Genomic DNA, 18,106 nt, shown 5'->3' with positions numbered 1-18,106 from the left:
TTTTTTAATATGTAAAAGATTTTATTTTTTATCTATAACTGTAGGATCACAACTAAATAAACGTTTTTGCTTAATTAAGTTTGCAATACCTTCTGGTAACATGGTTTCCCAACCCGGTTCGTTAGTCGCAATTTTCTTAAGTACTTCTCTAGAAAATACAGACAAAATTGTAGGATCGTAATCTGTAATGTCAACCACTTTTCCGTTGTATTTAAAGAATTTATATAATTCTTTCATACGTGGATGCACTTTTAAGTTTTCACTATCTGTAATTTTTCCATTTTCATCTGTCATTGGGTACAGATACACACGTAAGTCTTTAAAGAATAATTTATCAAAGGCTTCTAAGATTCCTCCACTTAAATGGCGGTAGTATTTCTCATCAAAAATATCGACTAAGTTATTTACACCCATGGCTAATCCCATACGGTTTTTAGAATATTGAGAGAAGTATTCAACCAATTTATAATACTCTTGGAAATTAGAGATTAACACCGTTTGTCCTAAAGAACACAATAGTTTAGCACGATCTAAGAAATCTTGTTCATCAATTTCACCTTCTGCACGTAAATTAGATAAGGTAATTTCAAAAATAACTTTTGTATTATTTTCATTGACCTTATTCTCTTTAATAAACATGTCGTACGACTTATGAAACAAATCCATGTTTACTTTAGTTACGGGTCTATAACTACCACGTAAAGCTAAAATGTTTTTTTTGTATAATACTCGAGCAGGTAAAACGTTGTTTCCATCTGGATCGAACATTACGGCATCTGTCATCCCGTTCTTTACCAATTGTAAACTCATTAATCGGTTATCTACATTTTCAAAGATCGGTCCAGAGAAGTTTATGGTATCAATTTCAATCTGATCTTTATCTAAGTGATCGTATAAATAACGCAGTAATTTTTTAGGTTCGTTATACTTATAGAATGCCCCATAAATAAGGTTTGTTCCTAATACACCAAGCGTTTCTTGTTGTAGTCTGGCGTCTGTTTCTTTAAATCTAAGATGTAAAGTAATTTCATTATAATCTTGATCCGGCTCTACTTGATAACGTAAGCCTACCCAACCATGACCTTTAAATTGCTTTGCAAAATCGATTGTAGTTACCGTATTAGCAAACGAGAAGAACATTTTATTAGGGTGTTTATCACGCGTAATACGTTCTTCAATAAGTCTAATTTCGTGATCAAGCATTTTCATTAAACGCGCCTCGGTAACATATCTACCATCTTTTTCGACACCGTAAACCGCATCACTAAAAGATTTATCATAAGCAGACATGGCTTTTGCTATGGTTCCTGAAGCACCTCCAGCTCTAAAAAAATGTCGAACGGTTTCTTGACCGGCCCCGATTTCAGCAAACGTACCATAAATGTTCTCATTTAAATTGATTCGAAGCGCTTTCGTTTTTAACGATGGGATGTCTTCAATCTTTTTGTCTCCTATCAGGGTGATTTCCATGTATAATTGTAGATTAGAATATATGTATCTCTTACAAAGGTATTAAATTAGCCTACTAAACAAAAAAATAAGTCTATTTTTGTAGTAAATCTTTAACAGTTTTGAAAATCACTTTTTTAGGCACCGGAACGTCTCAAGGTGTCCCCATTATTGGTAGTAATCACCCCGTTTGTTTAAGTCAAGATACTAAAGATAAACGCCTTCGTGTGTCCGTTTTAATTGAATGGGACAACTTTTGTTATGTGATAGATTGCGGTCCAGATTTTAGACAGCAAATGCTAACAAATGCTGTGCATAAAATTGACGGAATCTTATTTACGCACGAGCATGCAGATCATACTGCTGGTCTAGACGATATTAGACCTTTCTTTTTTCGTCAGGGCGATATTAGTATTTACGGTCACCAACGCGTCATAGAATCGTTAGCCATCCGTTTTGATTATATTTTTACAACAAAAAACAAATATCCGGGTGCGCCAAATGTCGATTCTCATATTATTACAAATACTCCGTTTAAACTTCAAAATTTAGAAGTTCTGCCCATTAATGGGATGCATAATACATTACAAGTATTTGGGTTCAGATTTAAAGATTTTGCCTATTTAACCGATATGAAAACGGTAGACGATGCCGAAATTGAAAAATTAAAAGGTGTCAAAGTTTTAGTGGTAAATGCGTTAAGGGTAGAACCACATATTTCTCATTTTAATTTAGAAGAAGCATTAGATTTTATAAAAAAAGTACAACCAGAAAAAGCCTATTTAACACACATAAGTCATTTACTCGGTTTCCATGAAGCAGTAGAAAAAGATTTACCAAAACATGTGTTTTTAGCTTACGATAACCTACAAATAACTATATAATGAAGCAGAAAATTTTTATGTACCTATTTATTTTTTCATTACTTCTTATCTTATTTCAATATGTAAATTCTAAGAATGTTTTTGAAGATGATATTCGAACTATTGAAAAAAGTAAAGCAAAAGTTGAAACACTAACAGATTCGATAGCCGTTTTACATGATAAAATCTTTGATTTGTCGCATTTTAATATTGAGCAGAATGAAGATGCGATTACCTATTTTGAAAATAAAGGTTTGAATGTAGAATCTTTAATCCCTTTTGTAAAAGATGCTATATATGAAAACAATGTAAAAGGAGGAAACCCTTTAATTCCATATGCTGCAAATGAAGGTCATACTATGCTAATTAATTCTATAAAAGTTTTAAATCATAAATGGATCATTACCGATTTTTCTGATGGTATATTCTGGGGAGAACTTTTAATTAAATATGAAGTTATCAATCAAAACGAAGTGTCTTTTGAAGTTATTGATTCTTTATTATACCCACTTCGTTAATTACTCTATACTTAAGAAAATAGACATAAAAAAAGTGTCGAGAATCTAATATTTAGATTTTCGACACTTTTTTTTATAATGTACATTTAGATTATATTAACTTGGCTAACCAAGTTTTAAAATCGTGAAAATTTTGTGGCGCTACTCCATGTCCTACAGGATATTCGTGGTATACGTGTTTAATACCTAGTTTTTCTAAAATTCCAGGTGTTTTTCTTGCCCAATCTACAGGAATAACCTGATCTACACTACCATGAGAACAGAAAAAGTTTAAGTGTTTGTAATCTTCAGTATTAGAATTTACGGGTATAATTTCTGAATTCACATAGCCACTTAACGCGATAATGTTATTTACTTTTTCTGGATAGGTTAGAGCCACAGCGTAACTTAAAATACTACCTTGGCTAAATCCTAAAAGAGTAATACTGTCTTTATTTACTGGATAATTAGCTACCGCTTCATCTATAAAAGTTGCAATTAAGTCGCGAGAAGTTTTGGCTTGTTCATCATCACTCCATTTTCCATTTTCCTCATCAAAATTAATAGCATACCAAGCATTTCCATAAGGTTGCATGGCAAAAGGCGCACGTACTGAAATAATAAACAGCTCTTCTGGTAATTCTGAAGCAAAAGAAAACAAGTCGTTTTCGTCGCTACCATACCCATGAAACATGATTAAAAGTGGAGCATTTTCCTTCAGAGTTGAAGGGCGTGTAATATGATATAAGCTTAAGTCTTTCATTTATCTAACGTTTCTAAACCATTCTTGAAAATATTCACCGATGTATGGAATAACTTTCTTTTGCCCAATAATAACATGGTAAAATGCATATAACCAACATGCAAAAGTAATAAACCAGCAGAGCGTCCCTAACCAACTATTTAAGTATTTTTCTATAAGCTGAGACACTGAAAGCATAATTACTAAGCCTAACATTTGTCTGATATGGAAAGAGGTAAACGGGTTTCTTTTTTCAAGGTTCATTATAATGGCAATAATTAACCCTACAAAAGTTAAATAACTAATTACGGCTAAATTTTTACCTTCATTAATGGTTTGTTTCATTTTTATTTTAAGTTTAATACTAATTGATTGTTATTAAGAATACCATAAGATTTTCCCTTTAACGATTCACCTTCAAAAATAGCATTTTTAGATTTAGATACGATATCTTGGGTTGTGAATGTATATTTTGCGTCTGGGTTAAATAGTGTGAAATTTGCAGCATTTCCTACTTGGATAGGTGTATTTTCTGTACCAAAACGTTGTTTACCTCTGGTTAAAATTTCAACAGATTTCTTTAAAGAAAAGAGGGTTTGTAAGGCACCGAAAGCACTTTCTAGTCCGATAGTACCATATGTAGCATAATCGAATTCAACTTTCTTTTCTTCGATATTTAACGGATTGTGGTCGCTAGTTACCATATCTATTGTGCCGTCTTTTACGCCAGCAACTAGAGCGTCTACATCACTTTGTGTGCGTAAAGGCGGTAATACTTTATAATGGGTGTTAAAATCGTTTAACACACTATCGTCAAAAAATAAATTATGAATGGCTACACTACAACTAACGTCTAGTTTCTTCGCTTTAGCCTCACGAACAAGTTCAACAGATTTTGCTGTAGATATGGTAGGAATATGAAGTTTACCACCTGTATATTCTAATAAAAATAAATCGCGAGCCACTTGTAATTCTTCTGCTAAAGCAGGTATACCTTTTAAACCTAAGGTTGTACTTGTAATATGCTCGTTCATAACTCCTTTACCAGCAATACCATTGTCTTGCGGAAATGAGCAAACCAGTCCGTTAAAATTACTTGCATATTGCAACGCAATTTTCATAAGATTAGCATTCGTGATGGGTTTTTGGTAGTCGTAATACGCCACAGCTCCAGCTGTTTTCATATCGTATAATTCGGCTAAATCTACACCTTTGCTTTCTTTTGTTAAGGCGCCAATTGGCAATACCTTTACAGCATGGTTTAACGCTCTGCTTGTAATAAAAGTGATATCACTATTTGTATCGATTACAGGATGACTGTTAGCGTTAATAGCCACAGTAGAAAAACCTGAATATGCTGCTGTTTTAAGTCCGTTTACTATGGTTTCTCTTTCCTCTAAACCTGGTTCTCCAAAACTTACACTACAATCAAACCAACCTTGAGAGATATGTAGGTTTTCAAGTTCTAAAATGTTGTAGTGATTAGGATTTTCTAAAGCTGTTCCAATTTTGGAAATACGGCCTGCTTCAACTAAAATATCGAGAGTTTGATTATGAAACTCACTTTTAGTATCAATAATAGTCGCAGATTTTATAAGTACGTTCATTTAAAATATTTTAAGAAGAGCATTTCAATTATCAAAAAGGCCAGTGCAAAAATAGTAAACCATTTCCATAGCTCATTAATTTTTGTATTACTTTTTAATGTATCAAAAAGACTCGGTATTGAATTGCTAATAGTCACGTTTTTAAGTGTAGAAATATCTTGATATTCCAATTTACTTTCTTCGCGATTGTAATTAAAACTGATGTTTTTAAGCGTGTTTAATTTGTTTTTTATGTTGTAAATACCTGAAATTTCAGGACGTTCTTGGGTGGTTACACTAACTTTATTATTATAGTATTGTTGTTGTGGAATAAATTGAGTCTGCGCATTCTCTATAGAAATTATGTCGTCTTGATTTAACGCGACTTCTACATCAAATTGGTTCTGTTCTCCAATCGTATAATACAGTTTAGGATGTTGCAAACTACTCACGGCCATTTTATAAAAAGAAGGTACAATTAATGCCCAACTTTTAAAATTAGAAACCTCTGTATTTAAAGGAGACGTAAAGAGATATAAATTTGAAAATTGACTTAAAAACGGACTATCATCTTCAAAACTTAGTGCGGTACTTCCGGATGTATCATCTAAATCGTAAAATTGATTGACCTTAGGATATTGAAAATTCTGAACTTGCTTTTCGAACACATCATCTTTATAAATAGGATGCGAATAATTAATAGATGTGATGTTTTTTTCGGAATGGAATAAGGTTTTTAAACGCGTATTATAATGATTTAATAAACTATTATATGCATTACGATTTAATTGTGCTGCGGGAATAACAATAAGATTTCCACCTTGATCTGTAAAGGATTTTAAAATGGTAGACAAACTATTTGGAATGTCTTTTAACTCATTTAAAATAATGGTATGCTGCTCTTGAATGGCATTATAATCTAATTGGTTTGCAGATACAGAAGTAAAAGTAAACTCATCAGCAGTAAATATTTTACTTAAAAAAGTATCATCACTTTCGGTTACACTCATCACATTTACTTTTGATGGTGTATTAATATTAAAGTATAAAGTATTATCAAATTGCAAGCCTGAATCTTCAATACTAAACGTCCCGTTAATAATATCTTTATTAGACAAGGTAAACTGCGTTTCAGCTTGATCTGTTATAGAGACAGCAGATTTCGATATTAACATTTCATCGTTATGTAAAGCCACAGAAAGATTGTCTACAGCATCTCCGTAATTTTTTAAGGTAACAGTTAGTTCTGTCTGTAAAGGTGTGCTTTTAGAAATGTAAACACTATCTATAGCGACATTATTTGTGTTTATTGGTTTTAGTTTAACTAAATTTACCTGAATTAAAGAATCATAAGCAACAGAAAATGGCTGGTTTTGTTGCTGAAAATCTGAGATATAAATAAGTTGTTTTTTTGCTTTAGATGTATGGTTAAACAACGATTTACTCTTTAAAATAGCAGCTTGATAAGACAGCGGATTAACCGAATAAGGTAATTGTAGCAGATGATTTTGTAGTGCTTTTATAGTGGTGTTTTTATAAACAGCGTCATGAGTAACTAAAGTAATGGTTTTATCGAAATCGCCTTCAGAAATTAAGTCTTGCACAGCACGTTTTAAGAGACTTCCTTGAGCTCCTTTTTGCTCTAAACTAAAAGAATTATCTAAGAAAATAACAGTTTCTTTTGGTGCGTCTGTAATGTTGTTATTGGTTGTAAAAGGCTGAGCAAAAGCTAGAATAATACTTGCTAAAAGCAATAATCTTGTAAGTAAAACAAGCCATTTTTTTAATTGAGAACTTTTACGAGTTTGTTGAGAAACTGTTTTTAAAATAGCGACATTCGTAAAGGCTTCAGTTTTAAATCTCCGGAGCTGAAATAAGTGAATTATAATAGGAATTAGTAATAAAAAAAGCGCGTAAAGAAGTTCGGGGTGTTTAAACTGCATTCCTAAATTATGTTTGTCAAAGATACTAATTGCATATATAATTAATAAGAAAATTTTAAAATTCGGTTAAAAACTTAAATTTGCTAAAAATGTAATGTATTTCTTTTAACAAAAAGTTATATTCATTTTTTGTAACAGATTGTAATTTTGAATTACAAATAGAGAAATTAAAAGAAAATTCATGAAAAATCAATTTTTGGCTTTGGCCTTGGCAAGTGTTGTGCTTGTTGGTTGTGGCTCTACTAAAACGGTATCTAAAAACGATGCAGCATTATCAACACCAATTGCGACGTCTATAAATTTAACAAAAGTTGTAAACGATAAAGCACCAGTAACTATTAATCCAGGTCGTTTTTCCCAAGACACTGTTATTTATAGGTTACCACGAGTGGTACAAGGGACGTATTCTGTAAGTGATTTCGGAAAATATATAGACGATTTTAAAGCGTTTAATTATGAAGGTGTTGAAATTCCGACTAAAAAAACCGATGTAAATTCATGGACTATAGCAAATGCTGAAAACCTAGATTATATTACCTATTACGTAAACGATACTTTCGATATTGAAGAACAAGGAGGTATAGGGGAAGAGCAACCATTTTCACCTTCTGGAACAAATATAGAGCCAGATAATTATGTATTAAATTTACATGGATTTATCGGGTATTTTGATTCTTTAAAGAATAACCAATACACTTTAGATGTTACCGCACCAGAATCTTTTAAACGAACTTCTGCATTACAAAATGTTAAGGAAACTCTTAGCGAAGATGGTAAAGTAATCACTACAAGTTATGCTGCCCCTAGATATTTTGATATTACAGATAACCCCATGATGTATGGAAATTTAGATGTAGAAGAATTTCAGGTTGGTGATATTAAAATTGTATTAAGCGTGTATTCGCCTACAAAGGCACACAATGCGAAGAAATTGCGCGCTACAATGGAAAAAATGATGCAAGCTCAAAAAGCATTTTTAGGCGATATTAATTCAACACCACGTTACGATATTTATTTATACTTAGCAGGTGAAGGAGACGATCAACCTAAAGGTTTTGGAGCTTTAGAACATAACACATCTACTGTAGTGGTCTTACAAGAAGCGGAGTCTGAAGAGGCTTTAGATGAAAGTATGATAGATGTTGTGTCTCACGAGTTTTTTCATATAGTTACGCCTTTAAGTGTACACTCTGCAGATGTACATTACTTCGATTATAATGAACCTACATTTTCAAAACATTTATGGATGTATGAAGGGGTTACAGAATATTTCGCAACCTTATTTCAAGTCAATCAAGATTTAGTAGACGAGACTGCTTTTTACTCTAAATTAATAGATAAAATTAATATGTCGTTACGTATGGACGATACAATGAGTTTTACTAAAATGAGTGAAAATGTATTAAACGAACCTTATGCATCTAACTACTATAATGTATACCAAAAAGGGGCGTTAATAGGAATGTGTATTGATATTATTATGCGTGAAGAAAGTAACGGACAACGCGGTATATTATCTTTAATGAAAGAATTATCTATGAAATACGGTCAGAACAAACCGTTTGATGATGATACCATTATTGATGAAATTACAACTATTACTTATCCGGCAGTTGGCGAATTTTTAAAATCTCATGTAGTAGGCACAACACCTATTAATTATGATACCTATTTTGAAAAAGTAGGTTTAATTAAAGGAGAAGGTAAAATAGAAACTAACTTTTTACTTAATAACGGCGATTTAATTTTAGGAGGAGATCCTATTAATAGAACCATTTTCTTTAGTGAATTAGTAGCAGATAATAGTTTTTGGCATGACCAAGGTGTTTTACCAAACGATATTATTAAAAGTATTAATGGTGAAGAGATGACTATTGTGAATGCTAACGAAATCCTTCAGAAAACAATTTCTATGCAACCGGGAGAAGATATTGAAGTGGTTTTAGATAGAAACGGAGAGCAGGTAGTTGTTAAAACAAAACTGACAAAATCGTATACTACTGGAAAAGTGTTACAACCAAATCCAGATGCTACAGCAAAACAAACCGAACTACGTAAAGCGTGGTTAAAAGGATAATACCTTAAAGGTAATTTAGATTAAAAGGTTCAGATTTTATCTGGACCTTTTTTTATGCCGTAATTTGTTTATGCTTTTCAATTAATAGTTTAAGGTCTTGCTCTTCGTTTAAAGATGTTTTTCCAACATTTAAAACCATTTTTGCATGCTTTAAAAGGGCGTTTTTATAATCTTCTGTATTTACAAACTGATTAATGGTTAAAAGGGCATCCATAAGTTTAACAATTACAGCTGTACTTCCTGCAGAATATTGTCGGATTTGATTAAAAGACGAGTCTAATAAATCCTCAAATTTTAAGGTAACTGCAATAATTCTTAATTGTTTTTCTTCATCCATTCTGTATTTAGAAGGAAATTGAACTTGGGCAAGTTTACAAAGGGTTGCCGTTAAATTATCTATACAAGTTATAGCTGTAAACGGATCGTTAACACCAGGCGATAGCGCACGTGATGCAATTTCTACCATTTGAAAAATAGAAAATTCAAGGTCTTGTTGTGCATTTTTAGTTTCTCCTATAACAAATTGACTAGTGATTTGTTCTAATTCATCATCAGCTATAGTCTCTTTTTTATATATTTTACCTAAAACAATACCTTCTACTAAATGATCTCCAGGTTTAAAATAAAGCTCTACTAAACCATTAAATTCTGTAACTGTTGTTAATAAAGTTTCATTATCTATATATTGAAAATATCCATTTTTGGGAGAGGTAATTGTTTTAATCTCACTATAATTCGATTTTATATAATCTATATTTAGCGTGTTTTCGTAGCGAAGTTCATTGCCCATATGTTCTGGGAACAAAGATTTTATTTGCTTGGAAATGATAATAGATATATCGGAAATGACATTGTCTGCTTGTATACTCGTCGCAATCTGATGAATAAAAACAATAAGTAGTAAAATATTAATACAAGCCGCAATAATGGCTACCAAAATAGAGAGTGATGGCATAAAAGTGTATTGATCACTTTCCTTAATAGCATTTAAAATTAATAAGCAATAAATGTAGGTTGCCACATAAGATCCTAATACCACTTGATTAAGCCTTACGTACATAAAATTTCTAATTAATCTTGGACCAAACTGAGAAGAAGCTAGGGTTAAAGCCACCAAAGTGATTGAAAAAACAGTTCCTGCAACACCAATCATAGCACCAGAAATGGTACTTAATATACTACGTGCAGAATCTGCACTGTTTACAAAAAAGAAACGGCCTAAACCATCTTGAGGTAAATTAATAACCTGGTCTAAAGAAACCAAACCAATTGAAAGTCCGATGGCTAGTAAAATAATTAAAACAGGAATAAACCAAAATGTAGCTTTCAATTTTTTTAGTAAGAAGACTATTTTTTTCATGCGTTTTAAATGTTTCTTTTATATGGATTCCCGATACATTTGAATCCTCAAGTATATAATATAGCTTATTTTTTACCCCTAAACTAAAAGTTAAGAAGAGATTTTTTGTTTATAAAATATCAGTTGATGTAATTTAAACGCTAATTAGTCATTATTTTCTAGGGTGAAATTTTTTGACCACTTCGGTTAAGTGTTTTTTATCTAAATGCACATAAATTTCTGTAGTGGTAATACTTTCATGCCCTAATAGCAATTGAATGGATCTTAAATCGGCATTATTTTGTAGTAAATGTGTTGCGAAAGAATGTCTGAAAGTGTGCGGAGATATTTTTTTGTTTAAATCTATTTTAACAGCTAACTGCTTTATGATAGTAAAAATCATAGCTCGCGTTAGTTGTCGTCCTCGTCGGTTTAAAAATACAGTATCTTCATGTCCAGGTTGAATATTTAAATGTGGCCTAACCTGTTCAATATATATTGTAATGTATTTTATAGTTGATGACACGATGGGTACAAATCGCTGTTTATCACCTTTTCCTGTTACATTTATAAAACCTTCATCAAAATATAAATCAGAGAGTTTTAAGTGTGTTAATTCACTAACACGTAAACCACAACTATATAATGTTTCTAGCATAGCACGGTTGCGTTCACCTTCATTTGTAGACAAATCTATAGCGCCTATTAAATCATCTATATCTTCCTCGCTTAAAGTGTCTGGCAACTTACGTCCAATTTTAGGGGATTCTATTAATTCTAGTGGGTTTTCTGATCGGTAATCTTCAAAAATTAAGTAATCAAAAAAGCTACGAAGTCCAGAAATAAGTCTGGCCTGAGATCGGGCATTTAATGAATTTGCAGATGCGTATATAAACTCTTGTATGGTAACTGTAGATATCAGAGTAGGACATAGATTAATGTTATTAACATCTAGAAAAGTGACTAATTTTTTAACATCTAAGACATAGCTACTTACAGAGTTGGTTGATAATCCACGTTCTATATTTAAAAATAAAGCGTAATCTTTTAATGCATTTTCCCATTTCATGAGTTAAAAGTAGAATATTAATTCAAATTGTTAATTATTAATTTATCAAAATTTGTGCAGTTTAACGATTATTTCGTACTTTAATCGTCCCAAATATATTAATTAACATCTACTTATTATGAAACGAGGAATTGTAACTACAATTATTCTTTTACTTTTTGTGTGCAAAAGTTTTGCGCAACCTTCAGTATATGAAAACCCAGAATTTAATTTTGATCGTTGGAAATCTTCAACAATAACCGCTGTATTTACCGGAGTAAACGTACAAGAAGGTTTAAATATAGGAGCAAGTGCTGCTTTACCTTTAAATTCTGCTAGTAATATTATTTCTACAGGTGTATTGTTGGACGTGAATTTCTTATACCAAGCTCAAAGAACCATTGGTATTGGTCTTGCTTCCGGTTATGGTATTTATTTTGGAAAAGATAATGAAGGTAGCTGGGGACCCATAAACAATAAAAAAGATTTCAGATACATTCCAGTTGCTGCGGCGACTCGAGTTGCACTTTATAATGGTATTATTATAGGTACAGACTTAGGTTATGCTTTCGGACTTAGTGAAAATTGGGATGGTGGTTTTTATTTTAGGCCAATGCTTGGATATAACATAAACGAAGCTTTACAGTTAAACTTGTCATATTCTGGTATTTCTAATAATTGGACATGGTCTGCGGCCAGTTTAGGGTTCACTATTAACCTAGGTAATTAAGAAAAAGTTTTTCATAAAATAGCTATTTAATAATAAAATAGTAATTTTGATGCGTTATAAACATTTATTAAACCATCAAATGTTTTATTATTAATCAATAACTATTAATTATGAAAAACAATTACTTTGCCTTAATTTTTGTTGTATTTATCTCTTTAAGTTTAAATGCACAAACGGTAGTTAGAAGAACCACGACTACAACCACAACACAACCTCAAACAACTTACAGAGCATTACCAACAGGACATGCTGGTGTAAACATAGGGGCTAGTTTTATGTTACCGGTTTACGAATTGAACGATTATGCCTCTGCAGGATTTTCAGCAGATATTAATTATTTAACTCCAGTTGCCCCTTTATTAAATATGGGTATTGCTACGGGTTATGGTGTGGTATATAATGATACCGATTATTTGTTTGATTACTATGTTAAAGAAGATGCTCAATTTATTCCAATTGCATTAGCGACACGTTATGTGCCTTCCAATCAGATTGAATTTGGAGGAGATTTTGGATATGCTATTGGTGTAAGTGATCAGTTTAACGGAGGGTTTTATTACAGACCAATGCTTGGTTTTAATTTAAATGAAAAAATTCAATTAAACTTGTCTTATACAGGTGTTAGTAATAATAGTTGGATTACTTGGTCTACACTTAACTTTGGTTTTATGTTTAATTTAAACTAAAACCCAATACAAAATATTAAAAAAAGGCGAAATTAAATTTTCGCCTTTTTTTATGCCGTAATCTCTTTTATAGATAGGAGTATAGCTGTAAAATTTTATAACATTTTAGGGGTTAAATTTGAACTTTGTAAGATCTAACAGCTCAATCTTTTTATTTAAAGACCGTATATTTGTTTTACCAAATTTACATGAAAATGAAAAAAATTCTACTTGTCATTATTGCTTGTTTACAATTCGTAAATATCTTTGCACAAATTAAATATGAAAAAGGCTACTTTGTAGACACTTCCGGAAATACAATAGAATGTTATCTAAAAAATAATAGTAACATTCAAAATTCTACAGACCCAATTAATTATAAATTAGAACAAGATTCTGAAGTTAAAACCATAAATTATAATCTAATAAAAGAAATAAGTATATACAATACTTATAAATTTGTTAAACAATCTGTTGAAATTGGACGAGAAGATCCATTGCATGAAAATGCTAAAGATTTTGCATTTAAAACAGAATCACTCTTTTTAAGAGTTATAATTGAAGGTAAAGCTAATCTATATTCTTATAAAGAAAAAGGTGTAGAGATTTTCTTTTTCTCTACAGATATTTTAGCTCCCCAACAATTAATTTTTAAATCGTATAGAGATGAAAATTATAAGGCCAAACAAGAAAATAGAACTTATAGAAAGCAATTATTCGAAAACTTAACCTGTGAAGGTATTGATTTTTATGATACTATTAATTTAAAGTATGATGAGAATGATTTGTCAGGTTTTTTTATAACCTACAATACGTGTGAAAATTCACAGCATGTAGTGTACCTAAAAAAACATAAAGTATTTTACATTAATATTCGTCCTAGAATAAATAGTAATTCCTTGACATTAACGGAAATTGGAGATCGAGTTAATTTAGATTCTTACGATTTTGAGAATAAAATTACATTTGGAATTGGTCTTGAGGCTGAAATAATTCTTCCTTTTCTAAACAATAAACTAGCTATTTCTATAGAACCGACTTACCGAAAATATAATTCTAAAATATATACACCAAGAGTAGGTGACTTTACAGGCTCATTTGATTTAAATTATTCGTCAATAGAAATACCCTTAAGTTTAAGGCATTATTCGTATTTAAACGACAATTCAAAAATTTTCCTGAATGCGTCTATGGTTTTAGATTTCGTATCTGATGCATCAATAGAGAAAAAGTTTGATGATATACTTATTAATAAGCTTGATATTGAACCAGCATTAAACTTCGCATTTGGCGCAGGTTATAAATTCAAAGATAAATACAGTGCCGAAATTAGATTGTATTCAAAAAGAGATATAGTAAATCAATTAGGTGGTTGGACATCGTCTTACAACGCAGCATCGTTAATTTTAGGTTATACTTTATTTTAATTCTTATATTGACACGAATTACAAACCAAAATTTTAAAAGGCGAAATTAAATTTTCGCCTTTTTTTATGCCGTAATCTTTTATACTTTTACTTTATGAAAAAAATTTTAATATTAAACGGCCCAAATTTAAATTTATTAGGTAAACGCGAACCGGCAATTTATGGTAGCTTAACGTTTACAGATTTTTTTGAAACCATTAAAGAAAAATACAATACTGTAGAATTAACATACTTTCAATCTAATACAGAAGGAGATCTTATAGATAAAATGCATGAAGTAGGTTTTAGTTTTGATGGTATCGTTTTAAATGCTGCCGCTTATACTCATACTTCTGTTGCATTAGGAGATGCAGTTAAAGCCATTGAAACTCCTGTTGTAGAAGTGCATATTTCTAATACGTTTGCTAGAGAAGCTTTTAGACATCAGTCTTATATTTCTCCGAATGCCAAAGGTGTCATTCTTGGTTTTGGTTTACAGAGTTATGAATTAGCTATTCAAAGCTTTTTATGACAAAGTAAATTGTTTTAAGTACAATACGTTTAATTATTTGATATAAAAAAAGAAGCTTCTGATATACATCAGAAGCTTTATATTATAACCATTCTATTTTATCTTCAATAGGTTTTGGTGTACGTTCTGGAACAGGACCATCATAATAGCCTACATATAAAAAACCGAGACACTTTTCATTAGGTTTTAAGCTAAAGAATTCATGCATTGTAGTAATTAATCCTGGAGAACTCCAATAGGCGCCAAGTCCTAAGTCTGTAGCAGTAAGCCACATATTTTGTACCGCCATAGCAGTAGCGGCAACTTCTTCCCATTCTGGTATACTATCTTCCACATCTCTATCCATACAGATAGCTAGTATGGCTCCTGCATTTTTAGCATTTCTTTGAATTTTATTGTATTTAAATTCAGAAAATTTTTCTGCGGTGGCTTTAAATTTTTCTGCTAAAAACACACCTAACTCAGCTTTCTTCTCACCTTGTAAAACTTTAAAACGCCAAGGTTCTGTCCGTTTATGTGTTGGTGCCCAATTAGCGGCTTCTAACAGCTCTAAAATAACTGCATTAGAAACAGGTTTGTCGTTATATTGATCTGGAAAAACAGAACGTCTGTTTTGTATAAGGTCTTTTAATGCCATGTAATATGTTTTATTCAAATGTAATAATAGCAAATGCAATAGAATAATGGTTTAAGAAATTTTTGTGTCATTCACTTTTTAATTATAAATGAAGATGGTAACATAGGACCATAAAAGAAAAATTTAAGCTGTTTTAGCAACATCTATATTTTCCCTTATCGCAGATTCATTTTTCTGAAAATTGGATTTAAAATCACAAAAGAGTTAATCATTAAATCAATAGAGTTTACAAGGAATTTAAACATTTACGATTGATTTTTAGTCAAAATAACTTTCTTGTTAATTTGCTGTTAAGCCGTATTGCTAGTAGGTTTATGACCTATAGTTTTGTTCTTATAACTCAATAAAACAACAGAAAAAATGAAAAAATTAATTGTATTTACAGGAGCATTTTTATTTGCATTAACATCAATTCATGCACAATCAGATTCTAGAGAATTTCAAATAGGAGCCAAAGCTGGAGTTAATTTTTCAGATGTTAGCGGGGATGATATTGGTGATGTAGATTCAAGAACAAGTTTTAATGCTGGTTTAGTTGCAGAAGTTCCAATTTCAGAACGTTTCTCATTTCAACCAGAGGTATTTTATTCGGGGCAAGGTTTTGATCTTAAAGAAATAGATCAAGATAATGTATTTGATACTGATGAAAATGTAGAATATCAATTAGACTACATTCAAGTTCCTCTGTTATTAAAAGCTTATTTAATAGAAGGATTAAGTGTTGAAGTAGGACCACAGTTTGGATTTAAAGTTCATGAAGAAATTGATAGTAAACCAAATGATGATGGTGGAGACATTGAAATAGATAGTGATGATTCTAATATTAAAGACTTCGATACGAGTTTAGCATTTGGTACATCTTATAAATTTCATAATGGTGTGTTTATAAGTGCACGCTATACTGTTGGATTAACAAACATAATTGAAGATAATGCTTATCTTGGAGATGTAGACGCTAAAAACAATGTTTGGCAGTTTGGTTTAGGCTATATGTTCTAAACACTATTGATAACATTTATAAAAAGGTCTCAGAATAATCTGAGACCTTTTTGTTTTATGAATACCTAATATGTTTCAGTCTCAGACCTAATACATAAAAAAAGGTGATTTGAATATACTCAAATCACCTTTTAAAAATTTTATAACAATATTAAGCTTATATATGAATGACTTCATCATAAGCATCAGCAACAGCTTCCATTACCGCTTCACTCATAGTTGGGTGAGGGTGAATTGTTTTTAATACTTCATGACCTGTAGTCTCTAATTTACGACCTAAAACAGCTTCAGCAATCATGTCTGTAACACCTGCACCAATCATGTGGCATCCTAACCATTCACCATATTTAGCATCAAAAATCACTTTTACAAAACCATCTTTGTTTCCAGAAGCACTTGCTTTACCTGAAGCAGAGAACGGGAATTTACCAATTTTTAAATCGTAACCTTTTTCTTTTGCTTGTTTTTCAGTTAAACCAACACTAGCAATTTCTGGAGATGCATAAGTACATCCAGGAATGTTTCCGTAGTCAATTGGCTCTACATGCATACCAGCTATTTTTTCCACACATAAAATACCTTCAGCAGAAGCAACGTGAGCTAAAGCTTGTCCGGGAGTAATATCTCCAATGGCATAATATCCAGGAACATTTGTTTGGTAGAAATCGTTTACTAAAACCTTATCACGGTCTACAGCAATACCAACATCTTCTAAACCAATATTTTCAATATTTGTTTTAATACCTACTGCAGAAAGAATAATATCAGCTTCAAGAACTTCTTCGCCTTTAGCTGTTTTCACAGTAGCTTTAACACCATCTCCAGACGTATCAACAGTAGTTACTTCTGCAGATGTCATAACTTTAATTCCGATTTTCTTAAAAGAACGTTCTAATTGTTTAGAAACGTCTTCATCTTCAACAGGAACAATGTTTGGTAAATATTCAACTACAGTTACTTCTGTACCCATAGAATTATAGAAATACGCAAATTCAATTCCGATAGCTCCAGAACCTACAACAATCATTTTCTTTGGTTGTTCTGGTAATGTCATAGCTTGACGGTATCCGATTACTTTTTTACCGTCTTGTGGTAAATTAGGTAATTCACGAGAACGTGCACCTGTAGCCACTATAATGTGATCTGCGCTGTACTCAGTTCCGTCAACATCAACCTTTTTACCTGGTTTTAATGTTCCGTATCCTTCAATGACATCAATTTTATTTTTTTTCATTAAAAATTGAATTCCCTTACTCATGCCTTCAGCAACACCTCGACTACGTTTTACAACGGCACCAAAATCTTTGTCGTATTCTTTAACAGATAAACCGTAGTCTTCTGCATGTTTTAAATATTCGAATACTTGAGCTGACTTTAAAAGGGCTTTTGTAGGAATACATCCCCAATTTAGGCATACACCACCTAAGTTTTCTTTTTCTACTATGGCAGTTTTAAAACCTAATTGAGACGCTCTAATAGCGGTTACGTAGCCTCCAGGACCACTTCCAAGAACAATAATATCGTATTTACTCATGATTAATTCATTAAATCGTTTAATGCTACGAATTTACGAAACCTAATCCGAATAATGAA

Annotated in this window: 17 protein-coding genes; 8 read left to right on the top strand and 9 right to left on the bottom strand. The window is 31.5% G+C overall.

Annotated features, from left to right (window positions below; genetic code table 11):
- Positions 1-21: 21 nt before the first annotated feature.
- Entirely contained in the window at positions 22-1,470 is a 1,449-nt protein-coding gene (locus AST99_RS04090) for a hypothetical protein (protein WP_057779440.1), read from the bottom strand.
- 101 nt (positions 1,471-1,571) lie between these two features.
- Here AST99_RS04090 and AST99_RS04085 point away from each other — a divergent pair, with 101 nt between their 5' ends.
- Positions 1,572-2,333: an MBL fold metallo-hydrolase gene (locus AST99_RS04085; RefSeq protein WP_057779439.1), complete on the top strand. Its 762-nt coding sequence runs from the start codon at positions 1,572-1,574 to the stop codon at positions 2,331-2,333.
- Positions 2,333-2,830, top strand: a complete 498-nt coding sequence (locus tag AST99_RS04080) for a hypothetical protein (RefSeq protein ID WP_057779436.1) — start codon at positions 2,333-2,335, stop codon at positions 2,828-2,830. Before AST99_RS04085 ends, AST99_RS04080 begins: the two co-directional genes overlap by 1 nt.
- Positions 2,831-2,921: 91 nt before the next feature.
- Here AST99_RS04080 and AST99_RS04075 read toward each other — a convergent pair whose 3' ends face one another.
- Genes AST99_RS04075 through AST99_RS04060 form a run of 4 tightly spaced genes read right to left on the bottom strand, consistent with a single transcriptional unit; the run spans position 2,922 to position 7,080 of the window.
- Positions 2,922-3,572 carry an alpha/beta hydrolase gene (locus AST99_RS04075; protein ID WP_057779434.1) on the bottom strand — a complete coding sequence of 217 codons (651 nt, stop codon included), beginning with the start codon at positions 3,570-3,572 and terminating at the stop codon, positions 2,922-2,924.
- A complete protein-coding gene (locus tag AST99_RS04070; protein WP_057779432.1) occupies positions 3,573-3,896 on the bottom strand; it encodes a hypothetical protein in 324 nt (107 codons plus the stop codon).
- 2 nt (positions 3,897-3,898) lie between these two features.
- Complete coding sequence (locus AST99_RS04065) at positions 3,899-5,158, bottom strand: dihydroorotase (protein WP_057779429.1); 1,260 nt, start codon at positions 5,156-5,158, stop codon at positions 3,899-3,901.
- The gene (locus AST99_RS04060) at positions 5,155-7,080 is read right to left on the bottom strand and encodes a BatA domain-containing protein (protein ID WP_057779427.1); all 1,926 of its coding nucleotides are present in this window, start codon (positions 7,078-7,080) and stop codon (positions 5,155-5,157) included. The genes AST99_RS04065 and AST99_RS04060 overlap by 4 nt, the downstream gene beginning before the upstream one ends.
- A gap of 181 nt (positions 7,081-7,261) precedes the next feature.
- Between AST99_RS04060 and AST99_RS04055 the strand changes: the two genes are divergently transcribed.
- Positions 7,262-9,157 (top strand): M61 family metallopeptidase, encoded by a 1,896-nt coding sequence (locus AST99_RS04055; protein WP_057779425.1) that lies wholly within the window; start codon positions 7,262-7,264, stop codon positions 9,155-9,157.
- Between the two features lie 52 nt (positions 9,158-9,209).
- On the opposite strand, the gene AST99_RS04050 is transcribed toward AST99_RS04055, so the two are convergent.
- Positions 9,210-10,517 carry a DUF2254 domain-containing protein gene (locus AST99_RS04050; protein WP_057779423.1) on the bottom strand — a complete coding sequence of 436 codons (1,308 nt, stop codon included), beginning with the start codon at positions 10,515-10,517 and terminating at the stop codon, positions 9,210-9,212.
- Positions 10,518-10,668: 151 nt separating this feature from the next.
- A complete protein-coding gene (gene xerD / locus AST99_RS04045) occupies positions 10,669-11,565 on the bottom strand; it encodes a site-specific tyrosine recombinase XerD (protein ID WP_057779421.1) in 897 nt (298 codons plus the stop codon).
- 118 nt (positions 11,566-11,683) lie between these two features.
- Here xerD and AST99_RS04040 point away from each other — a divergent pair, with 118 nt between their 5' ends.
- From AST99_RS04040 to aroQ, 4 genes are all read left to right on the top strand, one after another.
- A complete protein-coding gene (locus AST99_RS04040; RefSeq protein ID WP_057779419.1) occupies positions 11,684-12,274 on the top strand; it encodes a hypothetical protein in 591 nt (196 codons plus the stop codon).
- Between the two features lie 110 nt (positions 12,275-12,384).
- Positions 12,385-12,960 carry a hypothetical protein gene (locus AST99_RS04035; RefSeq protein WP_057779417.1) on the top strand — a complete coding sequence of 192 codons (576 nt, stop codon included), beginning with the start codon at positions 12,385-12,387 and terminating at the stop codon, positions 12,958-12,960.
- Positions 12,961-13,154: 194 nt separating this feature from the next.
- Positions 13,155-14,366 (top strand): PorT family protein, encoded by a 1,212-nt coding sequence (locus tag AST99_RS04030; protein ID WP_057779415.1) that lies wholly within the window; start codon positions 13,155-13,157, stop codon positions 14,364-14,366.
- A gap of 94 nt (positions 14,367-14,460) precedes the next feature.
- Positions 14,461-14,877: a type II 3-dehydroquinate dehydratase gene (gene aroQ / locus AST99_RS04025; RefSeq protein ID WP_057779413.1), complete on the top strand. Its 417-nt coding sequence runs from the start codon at positions 14,461-14,463 to the stop codon at positions 14,875-14,877.
- An 82-nt stretch (positions 14,878-14,959) separates the two neighbouring features.
- Here aroQ and AST99_RS04020 read toward each other — a convergent pair whose 3' ends face one another.
- On the bottom strand, positions 14,960-15,514 hold the full coding sequence (locus tag AST99_RS04020) for a nitroreductase family protein (protein ID WP_057779411.1): 555 nt from the start codon (positions 15,512-15,514) through the stop codon (positions 14,960-14,962).
- A 360-nt stretch (positions 15,515-15,874) separates the two neighbouring features.
- On the opposite strand from AST99_RS04020, the gene AST99_RS04015 reads away from it, so the two are divergent.
- The gene (locus AST99_RS04015) at positions 15,875-16,513 is read left to right on the top strand and encodes a porin family protein (RefSeq protein WP_057779408.1); all 639 of its coding nucleotides are present in this window, start codon (positions 15,875-15,877) and stop codon (positions 16,511-16,513) included.
- Between the two features lie 157 nt (positions 16,514-16,670).
- Here the strand turns inward: AST99_RS04015 and lpdA are convergent, their stop codons facing one another.
- Positions 16,671-18,047, bottom strand: coding sequence for a dihydrolipoyl dehydrogenase (lpdA, locus tag AST99_RS04010; RefSeq protein WP_057779406.1), 1,377 nt, complete (start codon positions 18,045-18,047; stop codon positions 16,671-16,673).
- Positions 18,048-18,106 lie beyond the last annotated feature (59 nt).

The sequence above is a fragment of the Formosa algae genome (genome assembly GCF_001439665.1).
In the GTDB taxonomy this organism is placed as follows: Bacteria; Bacteroidota; Bacteroidia; order Flavobacteriales; family Flavobacteriaceae; genus Formosa; species Formosa algae.
This window is presented reverse-complemented; position numbering and strand designations above follow the sequence as displayed.

Bases quoted from the DNA above. Each gene is read 5' to 3' on its own strand.
- AST99_RS04090 (WP_057779440.1), bottom strand. From the start codon at position 1,470: ATGGAAATCACCCTGATAGGAGACAAAAAGATTGAAGACATCCCATCG.
- AST99_RS04080 (WP_057779436.1), top strand. From the start codon at position 2,333: ATGAAGCAGAAAATTTTTATGTACCTATTTATTTTTTCATTACTTCTT.
- AST99_RS04075 (WP_057779434.1), bottom strand. From the start codon at position 3,572: ATGAAAGACTTAAGCTTATATCATATTACACGCCCTTCAACTCTGAAG.
- AST99_RS04070 (WP_057779432.1), bottom strand. From the start codon at position 3,896: ATGAAACAAACCATTAATGAAGGTAAAAATTTAGCCGTAATTAGTTAT.
- AST99_RS04065 (WP_057779429.1), bottom strand. From the start codon at position 5,158: ATGAACGTACTTATAAAATCTGCGACTATTATTGATACTAAAAGTGAG.
- AST99_RS04060 (WP_057779427.1), bottom strand. From the start codon at position 7,080: ATGCAGTTTAAACACCCCGAACTTCTTTACGCGCTTTTTTTATTACTA.
- AST99_RS04055 (WP_057779425.1), top strand. From the start codon at position 7,262: ATGAAAAATCAATTTTTGGCTTTGGCCTTGGCAAGTGTTGTGCTTGTT.
- AST99_RS04050 (WP_057779423.1), bottom strand. From the start codon at position 10,517: ATGAAAAAAATAGTCTTCTTACTAAAAAAATTGAAAGCTACATTTTGG.
- xerD (WP_057779421.1), bottom strand. From the start codon at position 11,565: ATGAAATGGGAAAATGCATTAAAAGATTACGCTTTATTTTTAAATATA.
- AST99_RS04040 (WP_057779419.1), top strand. From the start codon at position 11,684: ATGAAACGAGGAATTGTAACTACAATTATTCTTTTACTTTTTGTGTGC.
- AST99_RS04035 (WP_057779417.1), top strand. From the start codon at position 12,385: ATGAAAAACAATTACTTTGCCTTAATTTTTGTTGTATTTATCTCTTTA.
- AST99_RS04030 (WP_057779415.1), top strand. From the start codon at position 13,155: ATGAAAAAAATTCTACTTGTCATTATTGCTTGTTTACAATTCGTAAAT.
- aroQ (WP_057779413.1), top strand. From the start codon at position 14,461: ATGAAAAAAATTTTAATATTAAACGGCCCAAATTTAAATTTATTAGGT.
- AST99_RS04020 (WP_057779411.1), bottom strand. From the start codon at position 15,514: ATGGCATTAAAAGACCTTATACAAAACAGACGTTCTGTTTTTCCAGAT.
- AST99_RS04015 (WP_057779408.1), top strand. From the start codon at position 15,875: ATGAAAAAATTAATTGTATTTACAGGAGCATTTTTATTTGCATTAACA.
- lpdA (WP_057779406.1), bottom strand. From the start codon at position 18,047: ATGAGTAAATACGATATTATTGTTCTTGGAAGTGGTCCTGGAGGCTAC.